This window comes from Exiguobacterium sp. SL-10, from assembly GCF_004337025.1.
GTDB lineage: Bacteria > Bacillota > Bacilli > Exiguobacteriales > Exiguobacteriaceae > Exiguobacterium.
Window position 1 is genome coordinate 83,966 of record NZ_SJUP01000010.1, and the last position, 19,514, is coordinate 103,479.

17 protein-coding genes, 2 rRNA genes and 1 riboswitch are annotated in these 19,514 nt (G+C 52.8%); all 19 genes read right to left on the minus strand.

Annotated elements, in window-relative coordinates; all coding sequences use genetic code 11:
* Complete coding sequence (locus EVJ33_RS11635) at positions 1 to 1,383, minus strand: TrkH family potassium uptake protein (protein WP_131437311.1); 1,383 nt, start codon at positions 1,381 to 1,383, stop codon at positions 1 to 3.
* Positions 1,384 to 1,419: 36 nt separating this feature from the next.
* Positions 1,420 to 1,725, minus strand: a complete 306-nt coding sequence (locus EVJ33_RS11640) for a YerC/YecD family TrpR-related protein (protein ID WP_131437313.1) — start codon at positions 1,723 to 1,725, stop codon at positions 1,420 to 1,422.
* 68 nt (positions 1,726 to 1,793) lie between these two features.
* Positions 1,794 to 3,536 (minus strand): adenine deaminase C-terminal domain-containing protein, encoded by a 1,743-nt coding sequence (locus tag EVJ33_RS11645; protein ID WP_131437315.1) that lies wholly within the window; start codon positions 3,534 to 3,536, stop codon positions 1,794 to 1,796.
* A 182-nt stretch (positions 3,537 to 3,718) separates the two neighbouring features.
* A complete protein-coding gene (locus tag EVJ33_RS11650) occupies positions 3,719 to 6,001 on the minus strand; it encodes a bifunctional diguanylate cyclase/phosphodiesterase (RefSeq protein WP_236634611.1) in 2,283 nt (760 codons plus the stop codon).
* Positions 6,002 to 6,100: 99 nt separating this feature from the next.
* Positions 6,101 to 7,354, minus strand: coding sequence for a phosphoribosylamine--glycine ligase (gene purD, locus EVJ33_RS11655; RefSeq protein ID WP_131437319.1), 1,254 nt, complete (start codon positions 7,352 to 7,354; stop codon positions 6,101 to 6,103).
* Positions 7,355 to 7,367: 13 nt separating this feature from the next.
* The gene (purH, locus tag EVJ33_RS11660) at positions 7,368 to 8,888 is read right to left on the minus strand and encodes a bifunctional phosphoribosylaminoimidazolecarboxamide formyltransferase/IMP cyclohydrolase (RefSeq protein ID WP_131437321.1); all 1,521 of its coding nucleotides are present in this window, start codon (positions 8,886 to 8,888) and stop codon (positions 7,368 to 7,370) included.
* Positions 8,885 to 9,463, minus strand: a complete 579-nt coding sequence (gene purN, locus EVJ33_RS11665) for a phosphoribosylglycinamide formyltransferase (RefSeq protein ID WP_131437323.1) — start codon at positions 9,461 to 9,463, stop codon at positions 8,885 to 8,887. Before purN ends, purH begins: the two co-directional genes overlap by 4 nt.
* On the minus strand, positions 9,460 to 10,494 hold the full coding sequence (purM, locus tag EVJ33_RS11670) for a phosphoribosylformylglycinamidine cyclo-ligase (RefSeq protein ID WP_131437325.1): 1,035 nt from the start codon (positions 10,492 to 10,494) through the stop codon (positions 9,460 to 9,462). Before purM ends, purN begins: the two co-directional genes overlap by 4 nt.
* 12 nt (positions 10,495 to 10,506) lie before the next feature.
* The gene (gene purF / locus EVJ33_RS11675; protein WP_131437327.1) at positions 10,507 to 11,916 is read right to left on the minus strand and encodes an amidophosphoribosyltransferase; all 1,410 of its coding nucleotides are present in this window, start codon (positions 11,914 to 11,916) and stop codon (positions 10,507 to 10,509) included.
* The gene (gene purL, locus EVJ33_RS11680; RefSeq protein ID WP_131437329.1) at positions 11,892 to 14,111 is read right to left on the minus strand and encodes a phosphoribosylformylglycinamidine synthase subunit PurL; all 2,220 of its coding nucleotides are present in this window, start codon (positions 14,109 to 14,111) and stop codon (positions 11,892 to 11,894) included. Before purL ends, purF begins: the two co-directional genes overlap by 25 nt.
* The gene (gene purQ, locus EVJ33_RS11685) at positions 14,095 to 14,775 is read right to left on the minus strand and encodes a phosphoribosylformylglycinamidine synthase subunit PurQ (protein ID WP_131437331.1); all 681 of its coding nucleotides are present in this window, start codon (positions 14,773 to 14,775) and stop codon (positions 14,095 to 14,097) included. The genes purL and purQ overlap by 17 nt, the downstream gene beginning before the upstream one ends.
* Entirely contained in the window at positions 14,772 to 15,014 is a 243-nt protein-coding gene (gene purS / locus EVJ33_RS11690; RefSeq protein ID WP_131437333.1) for a phosphoribosylformylglycinamidine synthase subunit PurS, read from the minus strand. The genes purQ and purS overlap by 4 nt, the downstream gene beginning before the upstream one ends.
* Entirely contained in the window at positions 15,014 to 15,715 is a 702-nt protein-coding gene (gene purC, locus EVJ33_RS11695; RefSeq protein WP_131437335.1) for a phosphoribosylaminoimidazolesuccinocarboxamide synthase, read from the minus strand. Before purC ends, purS begins: the two co-directional genes overlap by 1 nt.
* Positions 15,716 to 15,763: 48 nt before the next feature.
* Positions 15,764 to 17,056, minus strand: coding sequence for an adenylosuccinate lyase (gene purB / locus EVJ33_RS11700; RefSeq protein WP_131437337.1), 1,293 nt, complete (start codon positions 17,054 to 17,056; stop codon positions 15,764 to 15,766).
* On the minus strand, positions 17,053 to 18,147 hold the full coding sequence (purK, locus tag EVJ33_RS11705) for a 5-(carboxyamino)imidazole ribonucleotide synthase (RefSeq protein WP_201739707.1): 1,095 nt from the start codon (positions 18,145 to 18,147) through the stop codon (positions 17,053 to 17,055). The genes purB and purK overlap by 4 nt, the downstream gene beginning before the upstream one ends.
* Positions 18,147 to 18,635 (minus strand): 5-(carboxyamino)imidazole ribonucleotide mutase, encoded by a 489-nt coding sequence (purE, locus tag EVJ33_RS11710; RefSeq protein WP_131437341.1) that lies wholly within the window; start codon positions 18,633 to 18,635, stop codon positions 18,147 to 18,149. Before purE ends, purK begins: the two co-directional genes overlap by 1 nt.
* Before the next feature lie 69 nt (positions 18,636 to 18,704).
* A riboswitch (purine riboswitch) is annotated at positions 18,705 to 18,806 on the minus strand.
* 138 nt (positions 18,807 to 18,944) lie between these two features.
* Positions 18,945 to 19,136, minus strand: a complete 192-nt coding sequence (locus EVJ33_RS11715) for an NETI motif-containing protein (protein WP_131437343.1) — start codon at positions 19,134 to 19,136, stop codon at positions 18,945 to 18,947.
* Positions 19,137 to 19,219: 83 nt separating this feature from the next.
* Positions 19,220 to 19,335: ribosomal RNA gene (rrf, locus tag EVJ33_RS11720) — 5S ribosomal RNA — on the minus strand.
* A 58-nt stretch (positions 19,336 to 19,393) separates the two neighbouring features.
* Positions 19,394 to 19,514: ribosomal RNA gene (locus tag EVJ33_RS11725) — 23S ribosomal RNA — on the minus strand; the annotation flags it as partial.

Here is a 19,514-nt window from a genome sequence, read left to right on the forward strand (position 1 = left end):
TTACCCTAAGATGATCGATTCTTTCGGATAGTTGTACATCCGCTTCGGCTGTCTCCGCTGCAAAATCAAGATGAAGGCGATGACACCGATGCGTCCAATGAACATTAAAATGGTGAGCACCCACTTGCCGACGTTACTGAATTCAGACGATAGGCCGACCGACAATCCGGTCGTCCCGAACGCCGAACATGCCTCGAACAAAATCCGGGTGAGCGATGCATCCTCGAAGAACGTCAGCACCATGACCCCGGTCAACAGGACGGCCAGTGATACGGTGATGATGACGAACGCTTTCCAAATGTCCTCGAGCACAATCTCACGTCCGAAGATTTTAATGGACGAGTCCCCGCGAATGAACGCGATGACCCCGAGCACGGCGACGGCGAACGTCGTCGTTCGAATCCCCCCACCGACCGAGGACGGTGACGCCCCGATGAACATGAGAATCGACAGTAGCAACATACTACCTTCCGAGAACAAGTTGACATCGACGGTCGACAACCCCCCATTTCGCGTCGTCACGGACTGGAACAACGAGTCCGAGAGTGCGAGCCAGAGCGGTAACTCTTTGAACGCGTTATCATACTCAAACAGGAACAAGCCGACGGTCCCAATGGCAATCAAGATGAAGAACGTCGATACCGTCAGTTTTGTGAACAGTGAGAACCGGCGCGGGAAATTCTCGCGCTTCCGAATGATCCGGTTCGTCAAATACGTGCGAATCTCGACGAGGACCGGGAACCCGATGGCACCACCGGTCATGAGCGCGATTTGCGTAAAGATAACGAACGGATCTTCCCGGAATGGTGCGAGCGAGCTGCCGGTGATGTCGAAGCCGGCGTTCGTCGTCGCACTGATCGAACCGAACAGGCCTTGCAGGAACGCCTCGCTGGCCGTATCGAAGTAATTTAAGTAATGGACCCCAAGCAATACCGCACCGACCGCTTCAATCGCGATAACGGTGATGACGATCTCGGTGATATACTTGACGATCCCAGACATCGACGTCTGGTTTTGGTCACGTAAAATGAGCTGGCGCTCGCGAAAACCGATGCGCTTGCCAAGCAAAATCCACATGATGACGTGAAGACTGATCAGACCGACCCCGCTCACTTGAACGATGAACAAGATGATAAATAATCCGAACGTCGAGAACGTATCGGTCACGACGATCGGGGTCAATCCGGTGACGCTGACACAGCTGACCGCGAAAAAGACGAGATCGGTGAACGTAATCGAGACGCCCGGTTGTCGCGCAATCGGTAAAGCGAGCAAAATGACGGCCAACACGACCGCCGCGCTATAAATCAACACGAGTGTCTGGACCGGTGTCAGCTTCCGAAAGAACAGCTGTAAATTTCGCTTCATAAACTTGTCTTGCATCTCGCCCCTCCTCTCCCATCAAAAACAAGATGACTCTTATGAGCCACCTTCTGATTGTTGTAGACGTTCAAGGGCAAGATCATAGCCGCCTGACCCGTAGTTCAAGCAACGCTTGACGCGGGAAATCGTGGCCGTCGAAGCTCCTGTCGCTTCTTCAATTTTATGGTACGTGCTACCTTCACGAATTTGGCGGGCCACTTCTAGCCGTTGGGCGAGCGCCTGCACTTCGTTCACGGTCGCTAAATCTTCAAATAGTTGATAACAATCTTCGAGTGTATCGAGCTTCAAAATCGCCTCAAACAGCTGATCGAGCTCTCGTCCTCGTAATTTATCGAGTTGCATCCGCAAGCATCCTCTCTCCATCGTACTTCTTTATCATTCTAAAGCACGACCGGCTCGGACTCAACTGTTCATCGTAAAATCGCCGGAAATAGTATTTGTTTCTTCATCACTTCGTAAATTCCGAGCGGTGTGGCCCGGACGTACGGCAAGTGTGTCGATGCCAAGAACAAGAGCGTATAGATCGGGTCTTCGAACTTGTATCCGCGCGCGAGCAGCTCAGACCGCAACCGCTCTTCTTGGACGATCAACTGTTCGACCGGCTCTTGCGACGTCATGCCACAGAGCGGGAGCGGAATTTCCGCGATCATCTCGCCACGGTCGACGAGAACGATGCCGCCGCCGAGCTGTTTCATTCGTTCGAACGCCATCAACATATCTTGTTTGCATTTTCCGAGAATCAAGTAGTCACCACTGATTGAATACGAACTGACGAGACCGCCAAAGTCGTTGGCAAACCCTTTTAACACCGTATTGAGGCGCCATTTCCCTTCTTTATCAAGCAACATGAGGAACGATTCGTCCCCGTCACGCGGCAGTTCATCTTGCCCGGTGTCGTGCGAGATTTTGAACAGTTTCATGATGACCGAGTTGACCATATCAAGCCCGACCGGCATGCTGAACGACAGATCGTTCGGCGTCAGTTCGATATCGACGTCCGTCGATGGCATGAGCGCGAGCGCCGCATCGACGAGCTCGTTCGGGAACAATGACGTCCCGTCCCGATAAATCCATTGACCTTTGGCGATGACGGCGGTCGGACGTGGCTCGTCGATCGCATCAAGAATATTGAGATGGGCGATGCGCCCCGGCGCAATCGAACCGAGGACGTGGTCGAGACCAAAATGTCGCGCCACATTCAACGACACGATCCGATACGCCTCAATCGGCGGCAACCCGGCATCAATCATAATCTTGACGAGCGCGTCTTGAAGCCCGTCTTGATAAAAACCTGGGGTCGATCCGTCCGTCGTGACCATCACATGATCGAACGCCTCAAGTCCGGCGTCGAGAAGACCGCGGATCAATCCTGGAAGATCGGGACGAATCGAAGAATGACGGAGCGTCGTCGTATAGCCGTGTTCGAGCCGGCATAGCGCCTCGTCTGCTGTCATCGCTTCATGGTCGCTGTGAACACCCATCAACGCCATCTTCGTCAATGTCTTCGCCGAAGCACCTGGGAAATGTCCTTCGACCGGGAGCCCGCACGTCTCCGCGTCGAGCATCCATTGGAGCATCTCGTCATCGCCCTTCAATGTACGCGGCCATGCCGTCAACTCACCGGCCATGATGACGTCCGGATGATTGAACCAGTCGTGAATCCGCTCTGAATCGACAAGGACACTGTCCCGGTCGAGTTCGGTTTGTGTATCAAGACGGGCCCACCAATACGTGCTCGTCGGTAACTGTTGCATCGCGTCGAGTTGTGCAAACGCTTGCTCCTTATTTTGTAAAAAAAGAAGCATGTTGTCATTCACGAGCGTCGTTGTCCCCCGCTCGCCTGCATACTTCGACAGCGTCGCCGGATTATAAAGTTGAAATGGATGAGCGTGTGGCTCGATATAGCCGGGGACGATATATTTTCCGGATACGTCCACCGTCTCGACGGCCGTTTTCGGCAAATCCGGCCCGACGTAGACGATTCGGTCATGCTCGATCCAAATATTTGCTTGTTTCCATTGCTTCACGTACATGTTCAAGTATGTGGCATTCGTCAATACGAGCGAAGGTGGCCTGACTTGGCTCACGACTTCTAATTGTGACCGAATCATCGCTTTAGACCACGGTGCCCGCGCCGATCGTTTTGTTGGCATCGAACCCAATCCTCCCTTAATCGCCTCGCCATTATTATTAAACAATAATTTTGTAAGCGTTTTCTTTCATCTGTTTCAAGTTTACCTTTTCTATGAAAGGGTCGCAAGCTATGTTGACCATTGTAACGGAATTCACATGAAATTCACACAAATAAAGACACCTCCCTCGGGAGGCGTCTTCATCAGTCATACATCATGACCGTTTGCTTCAAATAATGCTCGAGTTGAGCGAGCGGAACCGGTTTACTGTAATGATAACCTTGAATGAGTGAACTACTATGCTCGAGCACGAAGGCGAGCTGTTCGGGACGTTCGACCCCTTCGGTGACGATATCAAGACCGAGTGTGTGGAACGTCTGGTAAAGTCCTTCAAGGAGGGCCCGGTCGAACGTATTCTCCGGAATCCCTTTGACGAAGTTTTGATCGATTTTAATAATATCGAGTTGAAGCGACTGTAAAAAGGACAACGACGACGTGCCGACACCAAAGTCGTCGAGCGAGATTTTAACACCAATTGCTTTTAGTGCGTGGATGAACTGCTGAAGTTCATACAAGTTCCCACCGACCTCACTTTCAGTGATTTCAACATGAAGACGATGAGGGTCAAATCCCGTTTCGGTCAGTACGTGTTCCAATGAATCTAAAAATGATCCGTCGGCAATTTGGCGTTTCGATACGTTAATCGAAAGGAACAAGTGATGGCGCTTCACTTGCTCTGTCATTTCCATGACTGCTTGTTCGAGCACCCAACGTCCCAAGTCTGAAATCAGACCGAGCTGTTCAGCGACCGGGATAAACAACCCCGGTGAGATTTGACCTTTGCTCGGATGATTCCAACGGATGAGTGCTTCGACGCCTCGCACCGAAAATGGTCGAGGCGATACGATGGGCTGATAGTATAACTCAAACTCATCATGCTCGAGGGCATGTCGCAAATCGCGTTCCATCTCGAGCGTCTGTAAATAATGGCTCCCATCCTCAATCTCTTGGAATGTGAGGACACGGTTTTTCCCGGACATTTTCGCCTCATGAATGACGACGTCGAGCCGCCCCATCATGATCTCGTACGTATGGTGCGGTTCGGCACAAGTGAACACATCGATTCCAATCGTCACCGCCATCCCTTTCACTCCGTTGACATCGGCCCAGTCCTTCAAATCTTTCGTCAAGTGCCGGGCGACCGGCTGTAACTGCTCGAGCGTCCACCCCGGGTGCACGAGCATAAACTCATCGGCTCCGATGCGGGCGACGAATCCGGCTTCTTTATAGAAATTGAGTCGCGAGGCGATATAGATCAGAACCGAGTCACCCGTTCGATGTCCGTATTGGTCGTTGATCCGTCGGAAGTCATCCAAATCCAAACCAATCACACCGATTCGTCCATGTCTTCCTCTCACGGTTGAAAAATAGTCTTCGAGACCGAGGCGGTTCGGCAGTTGGGTCAATGCGTCGCGGAACGCGCGATCGAGTACTTCTGCCCGTGTATCTTCGAGTGCAGACAGCACTTCGTTCATGCTCATTGCCATCTGTTCGATCTCGTCTCGGCTATGTTTGTCACGACTGAGTCGAAGCCGGCTATCTCGCTCGAGCGTGATTTGTTTCAACTCATCGACAATTTCTATCAATCGTCGAATCACAACATGATGAATCGTCCATAGAAGCGATAAAAACAAACCTAACCCGAGCACAAGTAACGCAAACATACCTAGTCGCAGCATCGAAATCGTGTTCTGATAATGAGTCGGTTCAACGATAAAACTGACTTCGAAGTCTGTTGTTTGAAAAACAGTATCGAGAGGCACGACCACCTCGGTCCCATCATTTTGAAGCGTCATCTTCGTCTCGCTATATTGAGCAGGCTGAATGGTCAGCTGGATTTTCGTTTGAGCACTTAAGTCTGCCAAAAAATCAACGTCAACGAATTTAAGCATGACGAGTGTTCCTTGTGCGGGTCCGCTCGAATCACTTCGTAAAATCGGATGACTGGCGTATAAAATTGGCCCGTACTCGCTATCATATACACCGTCTTGTAGTTCTAGGTTCGGTCTCAACCGTTTCGTAATATCAGAGATAATCGTTTGCTGACTCGCTTTTGATAATGGCGAATCTTCTTGACGGAATGTCGAGTATTCGACCTCGCCTGTACGATTTAAAAACACCATCGCCTGTACACCCAAATTTTCAAGTGTCTCCTCACTGATGTTGCTATTTATATACTTATCATTCTGATTTTGAACGAACGTATACGTATCATTCCAGACCGCCCAATCGACGAGCGTCCGTTCGAGCGTACTTTTTCGATTGACCAACGTCTCAGTCACACTGGCGATTCGCCGTTCAACCATTTGGCGGTCTTGCTCCATGCTTTTCTCAATGAAATAAGGGCGGACCCCAAAAAAGATGACACCGACAAACACAATTATATTCACGGCCACTGCAATCATGAGCTTCGTCCGAATGCGCACGTCGACCACCTTCTTCCTTCAATCTACTCCACTATTGTAGAGCAGGAAGCGAGAATTCCCTTCTTTTCGCATGAAAAAAAGGACGGGTTGACCCATCCTTTAAAAAATCTGTGCCAATGCCCGTCCACCGATATCTCGACGATAAAATGTCTGAGGCAATTCGAGCTGTTCGAGTGCCGTATAAACGGCCGTCTTCGCTTCGAGCAACGTTGGTTTCGTCGACGTGAGCACGAACAATCGTCCCCCGTTACCGACGATGTGGGATCCGTCACGGGTCGTCCCTGCATGAAACACAATCACATCGTCTGGTAAACGCTCAAAACCTGACAATACTTGGCCGGTCGCCGCTTTATCAGGATACCCTTCCGCTGCGACGACGACACCGATCGTGTAGCCATCCACCCATTCAATCGGATACGGCTTCTCTTCCACGACCGCCTCGATGACCTCGAGGAGCGGGGACGCCAAGTTCGGGAGAATGACCTCGGTCTCGGGGTCGCCGAACCGCGCGTTGAACTCGATCACTTTCGGACCGTCCTCTGTTAGAATGAGACCCGCGTACAAGAACCCTTCGAACGGGGTGCCCCGCTCGACCATCGTCCGTGCAAGCGGGAAGAGCACACGTTCGACCGCCTCTTGATACACAGCATCATCTAAGTGAGGCATCGGGCTATACGCGCCCATGCCACCCGTGTTCGGTCCCGCGTCTCCGTCATAAGCGCGCTTATGGTCTTGTGACGTGATCATCGGGATGACGTGCTCTCCTGAGACGAACGCCATGAGCGAAAACTCTTCCCCATCCAAAAACTCTTCGATGACGACACGAGACTGGTCTCCGAACTTATCGGTGTCGAAGATGTCGTGAATCGCAGCCCGCGCCTCATCGAGTGTGAACGCGACGGTCACGCCTTTGCCGGCAGCGAGCCCGTCCGCTTTGACGACGAGTGGGGCTGCCGACTGATCGATATGACGTAGCGCTGACGCTGCGTCCGTGAACGTGTCATACCCCGCTGTCGGAATATTGGCTTCGCGCATCACTTCTTTCGCGAACGCTTTACTGCCTTCAAGCAACGCCGCTGCCTTCGTCGGTCCGAAGATTTTTTGACCATGGTCTTGAAACAAATCGACGACGCCGGCCATGAGAGATGACTCCGGACCAACAATCGTCCAGTCCATCGCTTCACGCTTCGCAAACGCGACAAGAGCCGAAGCATCCGTCTCTTCGATCGGCACACACGTCACTCCGCTCATATTAAGATTACCCGGAGCGACGAACACTTCATGTCCGTCTTGTCTCAACTTCCAGGCGAGTGCGTGCTCACGCCCGCCGCGTCCAATGACGAGTACGTTCATCGTATCGCTCCTCTCAGTGTTTAAAGTGTCGAACTGACGTGAACACCATCGTGATTCCGTGTCGGTTCGCCGCTTCGATTGATTCTTCGTCACGAATCGATCCGCCTGGTTGGATGATGGCTGTGATCCCGGCTGCAGCTGCGGCTTCGACCGTGTCCCCCATCGGGAAGAACGCATCGCTACCGAGCGCAGCCCCTTGCGCACGTTCACCGGCTTGTTCGAAAGCGATTTTCGCCGCGCCGACGCGGTTCATCTGTCCAGCGCCAATACCGATTGTCGTCTCATCTTTCGCTACGACGATGGCGTTTGATTTCACGTGCTTGACGACGCGCCACGCGAGTTTCAAGTCTTCCCACTCAGACGCCGTCGGGCGACGGTCGGTCACGATTTGGCATGACGCATCGTCGAGTGTGACGTCGTCCCCGTCTTGCACGAGAAGGCCACCTGCGACCGCGGTCAAACGCATACCGGTCATCTGACCCATTTCGAGCGTCAATAACCGAAGATTCTTCTTCTCTTTCAATCGGTCAAGTGCTGCCTCACTAAAGGATGGTGCGATGATGATTTCTAAGAAAATGTTACGAAGCGCCTCTGCCGTCTCTACATCGACTTCACGGTTCAAAGCGACGATCCCACCAAAAATCGAGACCGGATCGGCCGCATGGGCTCTTGAGAACGCTTGGCTAATCGTCCGTCCGACGGCGACGCCGCACGGGTTCATATGTTTGACGACGACGGCAGCCGGCTCCGTCAATTCACTTAGCGCCTCGAGCGCAGCGTTCGTGTCTTGGATGTTGTTATACGAAAGTTCCTTGCCGTGGAGCTGCACTGCGTTTGCGAGCGTCATCCCGTGATAGAGGGGCGTCTTATAAAACGCTGCCTGCTGGTGCGGGTTTTCCCCGTAACGGAGGTCTTGTACTTTCTCATACGTGACCGTGAGCTGCTCTGGGAACGTCTCGCCGATCTGTTGTCCTAGATAGTCGGCAATCAAGGCGTCATACGCCGCCGTGTGACGGAACGCTTTTGTCGCAAGACGTTGACGTGTTTCGAACGTCGTCCCGCCGTCACGAACTGCTTCGGCCACATGACCATAGTCGGCCGGGTCAACGACGACCGTCACGCTGGCATGGTTTTTCGCGGCCGAACGGAGCATGCTCGGCCCACCGATATCGATATTTTCAATCGCTTCATCATACGTCGCATTCTCTTTCGCGATCGTCTCTTTGAACGGATACAGATTGACGACGACATAGTCAATCGGTTCGATGTCGTGGTCTTTCATCTGCTCGACGTGCGAGTCCAAATCACGGCGTCCGAGAAGTCCGCCATGCACGAGCGGATGGAGCGTCTTCACGCGACCGTCGAGCATCTCTGGGAACGATGTCACTTCCGAGATGTTTTTCACGGGAAGGCCGGCCGCGATGAGCGCCGCTTCCGTCCCGCCTGTCGAAATGAGTTCGATACCCGCTTCATGCAATGCTTGTGCGAGTTCAACGATTCCAGTTTTATCTGACACACTCAGTAATGCTCTCACTTGAAAACCTCCTGTTGGATAAACACTTGTTGTAGTACGCGCGGATAGAGCTGATGCTCGACCGCTTGGATGCGTCGTGTCGCTTCGGCCGCATCACAGCTTGAAATGACGACTTCTTGTTGCGCAATCATCGGTCCCGTATCCATCCCGGCATCGACGTAGTGCACGGTGACGCCGCTCGTCGGCACGTTCGCCGCGAGTGCTTGTCCGATGGCATCTTTACCAGGGAATGCCGGTAAGAGCGACGGATGGATGTTGATGATGTGCTTTGGATACGCGGTAAGCAGCACGTCCCCAATCAACCGCATATACCCGGCCAAGACGATATAGTCTGCGCCGAGTGCCTGTAATAAGACAAGAATCTCTTGTTCGAATTCTACTTTTGATGCATACGTCTTCGGTTCGAACGAGAAGCTCGGGATGTTGAATCGCTCCGCCCGTTCGAGTACTCTTGCTTCCGGTTTGTCCGTGACGAGGAGGACGCATTCCCCTGACAAGTCACCTCGGTCGATGGCTTGCCAAATCGCTTCGGCGTTGCTACCGGACCCGGAGGCGAAGATGGCAAACTTTTTCACTGGTCGACCCCCATGATGCGGACTCCTGGTTTGGCATCGACTTTCCCGATGCGATGTGACGTCTCGCCGGCGCGCTCGAGTGCGGCTTCGACGGCTTCGACATCTTCAGGACGGACCGTGATCATGAAGCCGATACCCATGTTGAAGACGTTGAACATCTCTTGTTTCGAGACGTGTCCGACTTGTTCGAGCCAGTCGAACACCGGCAGGCTCGGCCAACTCGAGGCATCAAATGTGACACCAAAGCCTTCCGGCAGCATGCGTGGCACGTTCTCGTAAAACCCACCGCCCGTGATATGGGCCATGCCTTGGACGCGTCCCGTCGCGATGGCCGCTTTCGCCGCCTCGGAATAAATGCGCGTCGGCAACAAGAGGGCGTTCCCGAGCGTCGTGTCGAGCATGGCGATCTCATCGGTGTAGGCAAGTCCTTGCGACTCGACGATATGGCGGACGAGGGAAAAACCGTTCGAGTGGACACCCGATGATGCTAACCCTAGGACGATATCCCCCGCTTCAATCGTTCGTCCATCGATGAGTGCTTCTTTCTCGACGACACCGACGGCGAATCCGGCGATATCATACTCGCCGTCCGGATACATACCCGGCATCTCGGCCGTCTCGCCGCCGACGAGGGCACAGCCTGCTTGGACACATCCTTCGGCGACGCCTGCGACGATGCGCTCAAGTTTGGCCGGTTCCGCTTTGCCGGTCGCGATATAGTCTAAGAAATAAAGCGGTTCGGCACCGTGGACGAGACAGTCATTGACACACATCGCTACACAGTCAATTCCAATCGTATCATGTTGGTCGAGCGCGAACGCGAGTTTAAGCTTCGTGCCGACCCCATCCGTTCCGCTGACGAGAATCGGATGTTTCAACTGCATCGAGCCAAGGTCAATCATCGCCCCGAAACTGCCGAGCCCAGTCATCACTTCTGGACGCATCGTCCGTGCAACGTGACGCTTCATACGTGATACTGCCTCATAGCCTGCTTCTAAATTCACACCCGCTTGTTCATATCTTAAACTCATCGTCAGTCCCCCTCAAGCTTTTGTCTCGGTTACAAGTTCCGCCAGTTCAGTTGGATAAAGTCCGGTGAAGCAAGCGGCACACTGCCCGCGCAAGTTCCCTTCAAACGGACGGTCAATCGCTTCGACCGTCCCGTCCAATGTGAGGAACGCTAGTGAATCGGCCCCAATCTCTTCTTTAATCTCTTCGATGGATTTGGTGGCCGCAATTAACTCTTCCTTTGATGATGTATCGATGCCGTAATAGCACGGATGCTTGATTGGTGGTGACGTGATGCGCACGTGCACCTCGGTCGCCCCGGCTTCACGGAGCAACTTGACGATGCGTCGGCTCGTCGTACCGCGGACGATCGAATCGTCGACCATGATGACCCGCTTCCCGCTCACGACGCCTCGAAGCGCCGACAGTTTCATCTTGACGCCGCGCTCCCGTAATTCTTGCGACGGTTGAATGAACGTCCGCCCGACGTAACGGTTTTTGATGAGTCCCATCTCGTACGGAATCCCGCTCGCCTCGGCATAACCGATGGCCGCCGAAATGCTCGAGTCAGGGACGCCGGTGACGACATCCGCTTCGACCGGCGCCTCATCGAACATTTTTTTCCCCATCGCCTTACGAGCCGTATGCACGTTAATCCCGTCGATGATGGAGTCCGGCCGCGAAAAGTAGATGTATTCCATTGAACACATCGCGCGGACCGCTGCTTCGCTGTACCGCTCCGACACAATCCCGTCTTTTGTGATCATCAACAGTTCTCCTGGCTCGACATCGCGTACGTACGTCGCCCCCACGACGTCAAACGCGCATGTCTCTGAGGCGAATACGTAAGCCCCGTCCTCAGTTTGCCCGAGCGAGAGTGGACGTAACCCATGGACGTCAACGCCGACATAGAGCGCGTCTTCCGTCAAGAAAAGGAAGGCGAACGCGCCGACGAGACGAGCCAAGCTGTCTGCGATTCGCTCTTTCATCGAATTACCGCGGCTCCGCTTAATCAAGTGGGCGACGACTTCCGTGTCGGACGTCGTCTGAAAGATAGCCCCTTCCGCTTCGAGCATATGTTTCAACTCGTTGGCGTTGACGAGGTTGCCGTTGTGCGCCATCGCGAGGTCACCTGTGAGTGACTTGAAATGGAGCGGTTGAACGTTCTCGAGCGTGTTACCGCCTGCCGTCGAATAACGGACATGACCGATGGCGTGCTGCCCGGTCAATGCGTCGAGCGACGGTTCGTCGAACACTTCGGCAACGAGCCCGAGCCCGCGTTTGGCGTGCAAGTGCTCACCGTCAGCCGTGACGATGCCCGTGCCTTCTTGTCCCCGGTGTTGCAGACTGTGGAGGCCGTAGTAGGCGAGGTGTGACGCTTCGTGGTGATTAAACACCCCGAACACTCCACACTCCTCGTTCATGCCTCGGATGTCATATAACATGGAATAGCTCCTTCCCATACCCGTTCAAGTTCCGTGACGTTCATTTCAATCAAACGATCGCTCGCACGGATCGTCAGTTGTGTCGTGTCTGTCACCTGCCCGATGCGTGTCGCTTTCGTCAATGAGGCGAATGTGTCAGCATGACTTGGCGCGACCGTGACGAGGAATCGTGACTGTGATTCACTGAAGAGCGTCGTCACGAGATCTGTGTCGACCGTGACGTCTGCGCCGAAGCCCGTGCCGAACACGAGCTCAGGAAGTGCCGCGGCGAGTCCGCCTTCCGAGACGTCATGGGCCGCCGTGACAAGTCCTTCACGGATTGCCGTGAGGAGTGCTTGTTGCTGACGGCTCTCTGTTTCAAGGTCAAGCGTCGGCGCTTGACCGCTCACTTTACCATCTTGCAGCATTTGAAGCGCACTGCCCCCGAATTCAGGTTTCGTCTCGCCTAGAAGGAAGATGATATCGCCTGTCGCTTTCGCGAACGACGTCGTGATATGTTCCGGCTTGTCGATCAAACCGACCATACCGACGACCGGAGTCGGATAAATTGCCGCCCCGTTCGATTCGTTGTAAAGTGACACATTTCCACCGATAACCGGTGTGTCGAGGGCAAGGCACGCCTCGGCCATCCCTTCTACCGCTTGGTCAAGCTGCCAGAAGCCTTCTGGCTTATCCGGACTACCAAAGTTCAAGCAGTCGGTGAGCGCGAGCGGCGTGGCGCCACTCGCGACGATGTTGCGCGCCGCCTCTGCGACCGCGATCGCACCGCCGACACGTGGGTCAAGGTACACGTATTTGGCGTTGCAGTCCGTCGTCATCGCGAGCGCCTTGTCCGTGTCACGAATCCGGATGACGGCCGCGTCACTGCCTGGTGCGACCACGGTCGACGTTTGGACCATATGATCGTATTGCTCATACACCCAGCGTTTCGAAGCGATGGTCGGCATGGCGAGCACATCTTTCCATGTCGTGAGCACGTCCGTGACGACCGGTTGGACCGGTTCCATCGCTTGGAACGTCTCATAATAAGCCGGTACTTTCGACGGCTTATGGTAAACCGGTGCGTCTTCTGCGAGCGCGTCGACCGGTACTTCGGCCGCGACTTCCCCGTGATGAAGAAGACGGAGCACTTTGTCTTCGATGACTTCGCCGACTTTGATTGCATGAAGTCCCCACTTCGTGACGATGGCTTCGATTTCCTCTTCGTGTCCTGCCTTAACGACGAGGAGCATCCGTTCTTGTGACTCGGACAACATCATCTCGTAAGGCGTCATGTCCGCCTCGCGTTGTGGCACGAGGTCGAGGTTCATCTCGATGCCCATCCCCGCTTTCGATGCCATCTCGGCCGAAGACGACGTGAGACCGGCTGCCCCCATGTCTTGGATGCCGACGAGCGACGGGTGCTTGATGACTTCCAAACACGCCTCAATCAATAGCTTCTCCATGAACGGGTCACCGACTTGGACGGCCGGACGTTTCTCGTCCGCATCCTCACCGAGTTCTTCCGAGGCGAACGTCGCTCCGTGAATGCCGTCACGTCCGGTCGTCGCACCGACATACATGACCGAGTTGCCGATCCCTTCGGCAATTCCTTTTTGAATGTCTTCATGGCGAATGAGTCCGACGCACATGGCGTTGACGAGTGGATTACCGGCATAGGCCGGGTCGAAGGCGACTTCCCCGCCGACTGTCGGGATGCCGACACAGTTGCCGTACCCGGCGATGCCTGAGACGACATGTCCGAAGAGATGTTTCACACGTGATTCGTTCAAATCTCCGAAGCGAAGCGAGTTGAGGAGTGCGACCGGACGCGCGCCCATCGAGAAGATGTCACGGATAATCCCGCCAACACCCGTAGCCGCTCCTTGGTAAGGCTCGATGGCCGACGGATGGTTATGGCTCTCGATTTTAAATGCGACGGCCTGACCATCGCCGATATCGACGATGCCAGCACCTTCCCCAGGTCCTTGAAGGACGTGTTTCCCAGTGGTAGGGAATTTCCGCAGGACAGGCTTCGAGTTTTTGTACGAACAGTGTTCAGACCACATGACCGAGAATAACCCGATCTCTGTGTAATTCGGCTCACGTCCAAGGAGTGAGACAACGAGCGCGTATTCTTCGTCGGTCAAGCCCATCGTGGCGTAAAGTCGCTCTTCACGGATGTGTGTTGCTGTCGGTTCAGTTGTAAGTAGCATGTCGAGTCCCCCATTTCACCATCGAAGTGAATAATCGTTTGCCGTCTTCCCCGCCGAGCAATGCTTCGACCGCTCGTTCCGGGTGTGGCATCATTCCGAGCACGTTGCCTTGTTTGTTCGTGATTCCTGCAATATTCGCGACCGATCCGTTCGGATTGTCGGTATATGTGAAGGCGATTTGCCCATTCGCTCGGAGCTCCTCTAGCGTCGCCTCGTCACAGTAATAGTTGCCTTCTCCATGCGCGATCGGGACTTGAATCGTCTCCCCGAGCCCATAATCGTTCGTAAACATCGTCTCGTTCGTCTCGACTTTCAATTCGACCGTCTTGCACATGAACTTCAAGTCTCGGTTGCGCATCAACACGCCTGGGAGAAGTCCCGCTTCGACGAGCACTTGGAAACCGTTACAGACGCCGAGTACTGGACGCCCTTCTTCGGCGAACCGTTTGACTTCACTCATGATTGGCGAGAACTGGGCGATGGCGCCACAGCGCAAGTAATCTCCGTATGAGAATCCGCCTGGAAGGAGCACACCGTCGTAACCGTCAAGCGACGTTTCCGTATGGAACACATAATCTGCTTCTTCGCCGAGGACATCTTTTACAGCATGGTACATGTCGAGGTCACAGTTTGATCCCGGGAAGACGATGACAGCGAATTTCATGCGAGTACCCCCATCTCGATCCGATAGTTCTCGATGACCGTGTTGACGAGTAGCTTCTCGCACATGTCACGGACCATCGCTTCGGTCGTTGCATCTTCAACTTGGAGTTCGATGACTTTCCCGATCCGTACTGATTCAACGCCTGTAAAACCGAGATGTTCGAGTCCGCCTTTGACGGCGACCCCTTGTGGGTCGAGTACACTTTCACGTAATGTCACGTACACGTTTACTTTTTTCATCAGTTCATTCCCCCTATGCGTGTTAACAACTGGCTATACGTGTCTGTCAGAGATCCGAGGTCTCTACGAAAAACGTCTTTATCGAGCTTTTGTTTCGTCTCTTTGTCCCAGAGGCGGCATGTGTCTGGTGAGATCTCGTCGGCAAGGATGATTGTGCTGTCGACTTTACCGAACTCAAGTTTGAAATCGATTAAATCGATGCCATGTTCATTAAAGAAATCGAGCAGTACATCGTTGACCCACAGGCCGAGTTGTCGCAATGTTTCGACTTCTTTGTGTGTGGCGACTTGTAGTAAACGGATATGGTCCTCTGTTAAGAGCGGGTCTCCAAGTGCGTCATCTTTATAGTAGAACTCGACGATTGGTGACAGGAGCGGTGTCCCTTCTTCCCAACCGAGTCGTTTCGCAAGGCTTCCGGCGGCGACGTTTCGCACGACGACTTCAAGCGGGATGATTTTTACACGGCGCACGAGTTGCTCGCGGTCCGATAGACGCTTAATGAAATGTGTCGGAATCTTGTTGTCGTGCATGAGCTCGAACAAACGCGTCGTAATGGCGTTGTTCAAAACACCTTTTCCGGCAATCGATTCTTTCTTTTCCCCGTTAAATGCTGTCGCGTCGTCTTTGTAATAGACGCGGAGCACACCCTGATCTTCTGTCTCAAATAACGCTTTCGCCTTACCTTCGTAAATTGCTTCCATCTGTATCGTCCCCCTTAAAAGTGAGAGGGGCATGATGCCCCTCAACGATCACAAACCACAGCGTTCAAAGATTGTATCGACACGTCGCACGTGATGGCTCGGGTCGAATAGTTCGTCGAGCTCGTCACTCGTGAAGAGCGCGCCCATCTCTTCGTCTCGTTCAATCAAGGTGCGGAACATCGTCTCTTCTTCCCACGCTTGCATCGCCTTTGGCTGAACAGCGTCATACGCCGCTTCGCGCGACCATCCTTTTTCAATCAACGCGAGCAAAATCCGTTGTGAGAAAATGATACCAAACGTCCGGTCCATGTTCCGTCGCATGTTGTCCGGGAAGACGGTCAAGTTCTTCACGATATTGCCGAATCGGTTCAACATATAGTTGAGGAGGCTCGTCGCATCCGGAAGGATGATTCGTTCGGCTGATGAGTGCGAGATATCACGTTCATGCCAGAGCGGGACGTTCTCATACGCCGTCACCATATGACCGCGAATGACACGGGCAAGGCCTGTCATGTTCTCTGAACCGATTGGGTTACGTTTATGCGGCATTGCTGACGAACCTTTTTGGCCCTTGGCGAAGAATTCTTCGACTTCGCGTGTCTCTGTCTTTTGGAGTCCGCGAATCTCTGTCGCCATCTTCTCGATTGATGTGGCGATTAACGCGAGCGTCGACATGTACTCGGCGTGACGGTCACGTTGTAACGTCTGTGTCGAAATTGGCGCTGCTTGAATTCCTAACTTGTCACACACATACGATTCGATGAATGGATCGATGTTTGCGAACGTGCCTACCGCACCACTCATCTTTCCGAACTCGATTGTCTCACGGGCGGCCATGAATCGCTTCTTGTTACGTTTCATCTCTTCGTACCAAAGGGCGAGCTTTAATCCGAACGTCGTCGGTTCTGCGTGAACGCCGTGTGTACGTCCCATCATGATGTCGTACTTATGTGCTTTTGCTTTCTCGGCGAGGATGTCGATGAAACGGTCGATATCGGCTTCTAAAATGTCGTTCGCTTGCTTAATCAAGTACGACAAGGCCGTATCGACGACGTCCGTCGAAGTCAATCCGTAATGTACCCACTTCTTCTCTTCGCCGAGTGTCTCTGAGACGGCACGAGTGAAGGCAATGACATCATGGCGTGTCTCTTGTTCAATCTCCAGGATGCGTTCGACATCAAACGATGCCTTGTCCCACAATACCGAGACGTCTTCTTTCGGAATAACGCCTAGTTCGCTCCACGCCTCACATGCGTAAAGCTCTACTTGAAGCCATGCCTCAAATTTGTTTTGATCTGTCCAAATCGCCGCCATCTCGGGACGGGTATAACGTGAAATCATAAAACGGTCTCCTTCCAAATTGCCAATTGTTCGATGGTCTGAAGCGCTTCTTCGACGGAATCGGCGAGCACGTTCAAGTGCCCCATCTTCCGACCAACCTTCGCTTCTTCTTTCCCATACAAATGTAGTTTAACATTCGACGGTAACGTTTGCGGATTCAGCTCGTCCAGGTGTTCGCCTAACAAGTTGACCATGACAACCGGGGTACGTAGCGTCGTTCTCCCAAGGTTCATCCCGACGATCGCCCGAATGTGTTGTTCGAACTGTGACGTCTCACAGGCGTCAATCGTATAATGCCCTGAGTTATGGGGGCGTGGGGCTAGTTCATTCACATACAATGAACCGTCTTCCATGATGAATAATTCCACCGCAAGCGTTCCAATCAATCCGATGTGGTCTACGAGTTGAAGGGCCAAATGCCGGGCCTCTTCCAAAATGTCTTGGTCCACTCGTGCTGGCACGATCGATAAGTGTAAAATATTGTTCCGGTGAATATTCTCGCTGATCGGGAACGTTGTCGTCTCGTGCGTCCCTCTCGTTACGATGACAGAGATTTCTTTTTTAAAAGGTAGCCAAGCTTCGGCCACGTACTCCGTCTCTTCGAACTGATCCGTAAATGCGCGAATATCTTGTTCCGACTTCAGTACCGTTTGACCTTTCCCGTCATATCCGAACCGGCACGTCTTAATCACGAACGGAAAACCTAACACGTCTCTTGCTCGAATGACATCACGGACGGAACGGACTGGAATGTACGGTGCGACTTGAAGACCTGCCCCTTCAATCATTTGCTTTTCAAAGATTCGATGCTGTGTCGCCTTCAAGACATCCATCCCTTGCGGGCATTTATCAGCAATGGCTTCAATCATCGCTGTATCGATATTTTCGAATTCGTATGTGATAATATCTGAACGTTGAGCGAGTTCACGAGCTGCTGTGACGTCATCAAATGTAGCCACGATGCTTGGTGAGACCTGAGCGGCCGGTGCGTTTGGGTTTGGATCAAGACTTAGCGTATCGTATCCCATAGCACTCGCACTAAGTGACATCATCCGACCTAGCTGACCTCCGCCTAAAATTCCTATTCTCATCAAATCAGCTCCTCCGTCGCTTTGAGTGCCATATCTCGTTTCGCTTGACGGTACTTCTCGAGACGTTCAATCAATTCAGGAGATTGGAGGCTCAAGATTTGTGCCGCGAGAAGACCTGCGTTTGTCGCCCCAGCTCGACCGATGGCGACGGTTGCGACCGGCACACCTGCCGGCATTTGAACAATCGAGAGCAATGAATCGAGTCCATTTAATGCCTTGGATTGTACGGGGACCCCGATGACAGGAAGCGTCGTCTTTGCGGCGACCATGCCTGGTAGATGGGCTGCCCCTCCCGCTCCTGCGATAATGACCTGTATGCCACGTGCTCGTGCTTCCTCGGCGTAGTCGAACATTAAGTCCGGCGTCCGATGCGCCGAGACAACTTGTTTTTCATATGGAATACTCAACTCTTCAAGGATTTCACAAGCGTGGCTCATTGTTTCCCAATCAGATGAACTACCCATGATCACACCTACTGTTGCCTTCACTTAAATGTCCCCCTTAAAAAAAGAAATCCCTAAACCGAATAACCAGTTTAGGGTATAGACCACGACAAAAAAATGTCGACTATACCCCATAGTCTGATCAGAATCGGCGATCAGGTAGAAACTTGCGAGCCATTTCCTCGCGATTATATGGAGCACTATTTAATTTTCTTAACTCACACGCCTATCGTACCTTGTTCCTTTAAAACATGTCAACAAACTGCGAACAATTTAATTGTCTGAATATTCATCGTTCGTCTTTAGCGCTATCAAAATACAAAAAAACCGTCACTCGTTCGTGACGGTTTGGCATTATGATTCGAGAGTGACGCACTCAAATAAAATCGACTGATGGGAATGTACAGGTTCGTCTTTGGTTCCCGTTTGTTCAAAGACAGGCTTTTCAATCCTACGTACCGGGCGATACCCCATTTGAGCAATTCGATTTAAACACTCATCGATCGTCTCGTTTGGCTCGACGTATACTTTGATTTTTTTGGCCATCTGTTCTTCCTCTCTTTCATTTGAATCACGATATAAATAAAAAAAGCGGCGGCCCTTGAGCGAATGCTCCAGAACCACCGTTTGCCTGGCGACGTCCTATCCTCACAGGGGGAGACCCCCAACTACTTTCGGCGCTGAAGTGCTTAACTTCCGTGTTCGGCATGGGAACGGGTGTGACCACTTCGCCATCGCCACCAGACATAGAGAGATTGTTCTCTCAAAACTGAAGACTCATCAATTCATACAAACCATTAGACTAGATCAAAGCCTCGACCGATTAGTATCATTCAGCTCCACACGTCGCCGTGCTTCCACCCATGACCTATCTACCTCATCGTCTCTGAGGGGTCTTTCTTGATTGCTCAAAGGGAAATCTCA

Bases quoted from the DNA above. Each gene is read 5' to 3' on its own strand.
- purF (WP_131437327.1), bottom strand. From the start codon at position 11,916: ATGTTATATGACATCCGAGGCATGAACGAGGAGTGTGGAGTGTTCGGG.
- EVJ33_RS11645 (WP_131437315.1), bottom strand. From the start codon at position 3,536: ATGCCAACAAAACGATCGGCGCGGGCACCGTGGTCTAAAGCGATGATT.
- purC (WP_131437335.1), bottom strand. From the start codon at position 15,715: ATGGAAGCAATTTACGAAGGTAAGGCGAAAGCGTTATTTGAGACAGAA.
- purL (WP_131437329.1), bottom strand. From the start codon at position 14,111: ATGCTACTTACAACTGAACCGACAGCAACACACATCCGTGAAGAGCGA.
- EVJ33_RS11715 (WP_131437343.1), bottom strand. From the start codon at position 19,136: ATGGCCAAAAAAATCAAAGTATACGTCGAGCCAAACGAGACGATCGAT.
- purM (WP_131437325.1), bottom strand. From the start codon at position 10,494: ATGAGTTTAAGATATGAACAAGCGGGTGTGAATTTAGAAGCAGGCTAT.
- purD (WP_131437319.1), bottom strand. From the start codon at position 7,354: ATGAACGTACTCGTCATTGGACGCGGCGGGCGTGAGCACGCACTCGCC.
- purS (WP_131437333.1), bottom strand. From the start codon at position 15,014: ATGAAAAAAGTAAACGTGTACGTGACATTACGTGAAAGTGTACTCGAC.
- EVJ33_RS11635 (WP_131437311.1), bottom strand. From the start codon at position 1,383: ATGCAAGACAAGTTTATGAAGCGAAATTTACAGCTGTTCTTTCGGAAG.
- purK (WP_201739707.1), bottom strand. From the start codon at position 18,147: ATGAGAATAGGAATTTTAGGCGGAGGTCAGCTAGGTCGGATGATGTCA.
- purB (WP_131437337.1), bottom strand. From the start codon at position 17,056: ATGATTTCACGTTATACCCGTCCCGAGATGGCGGCGATTTGGACAGAT.
- purQ (WP_131437331.1), bottom strand. From the start codon at position 14,775: ATGAAATTCGCTGTCATCGTCTTCCCGGGATCAAACTGTGACCTCGAC.
- EVJ33_RS11640 (WP_131437313.1), bottom strand. From the start codon at position 1,725: ATGCAACTCGATAAATTACGAGGACGAGAGCTCGATCAGCTGTTTGAG.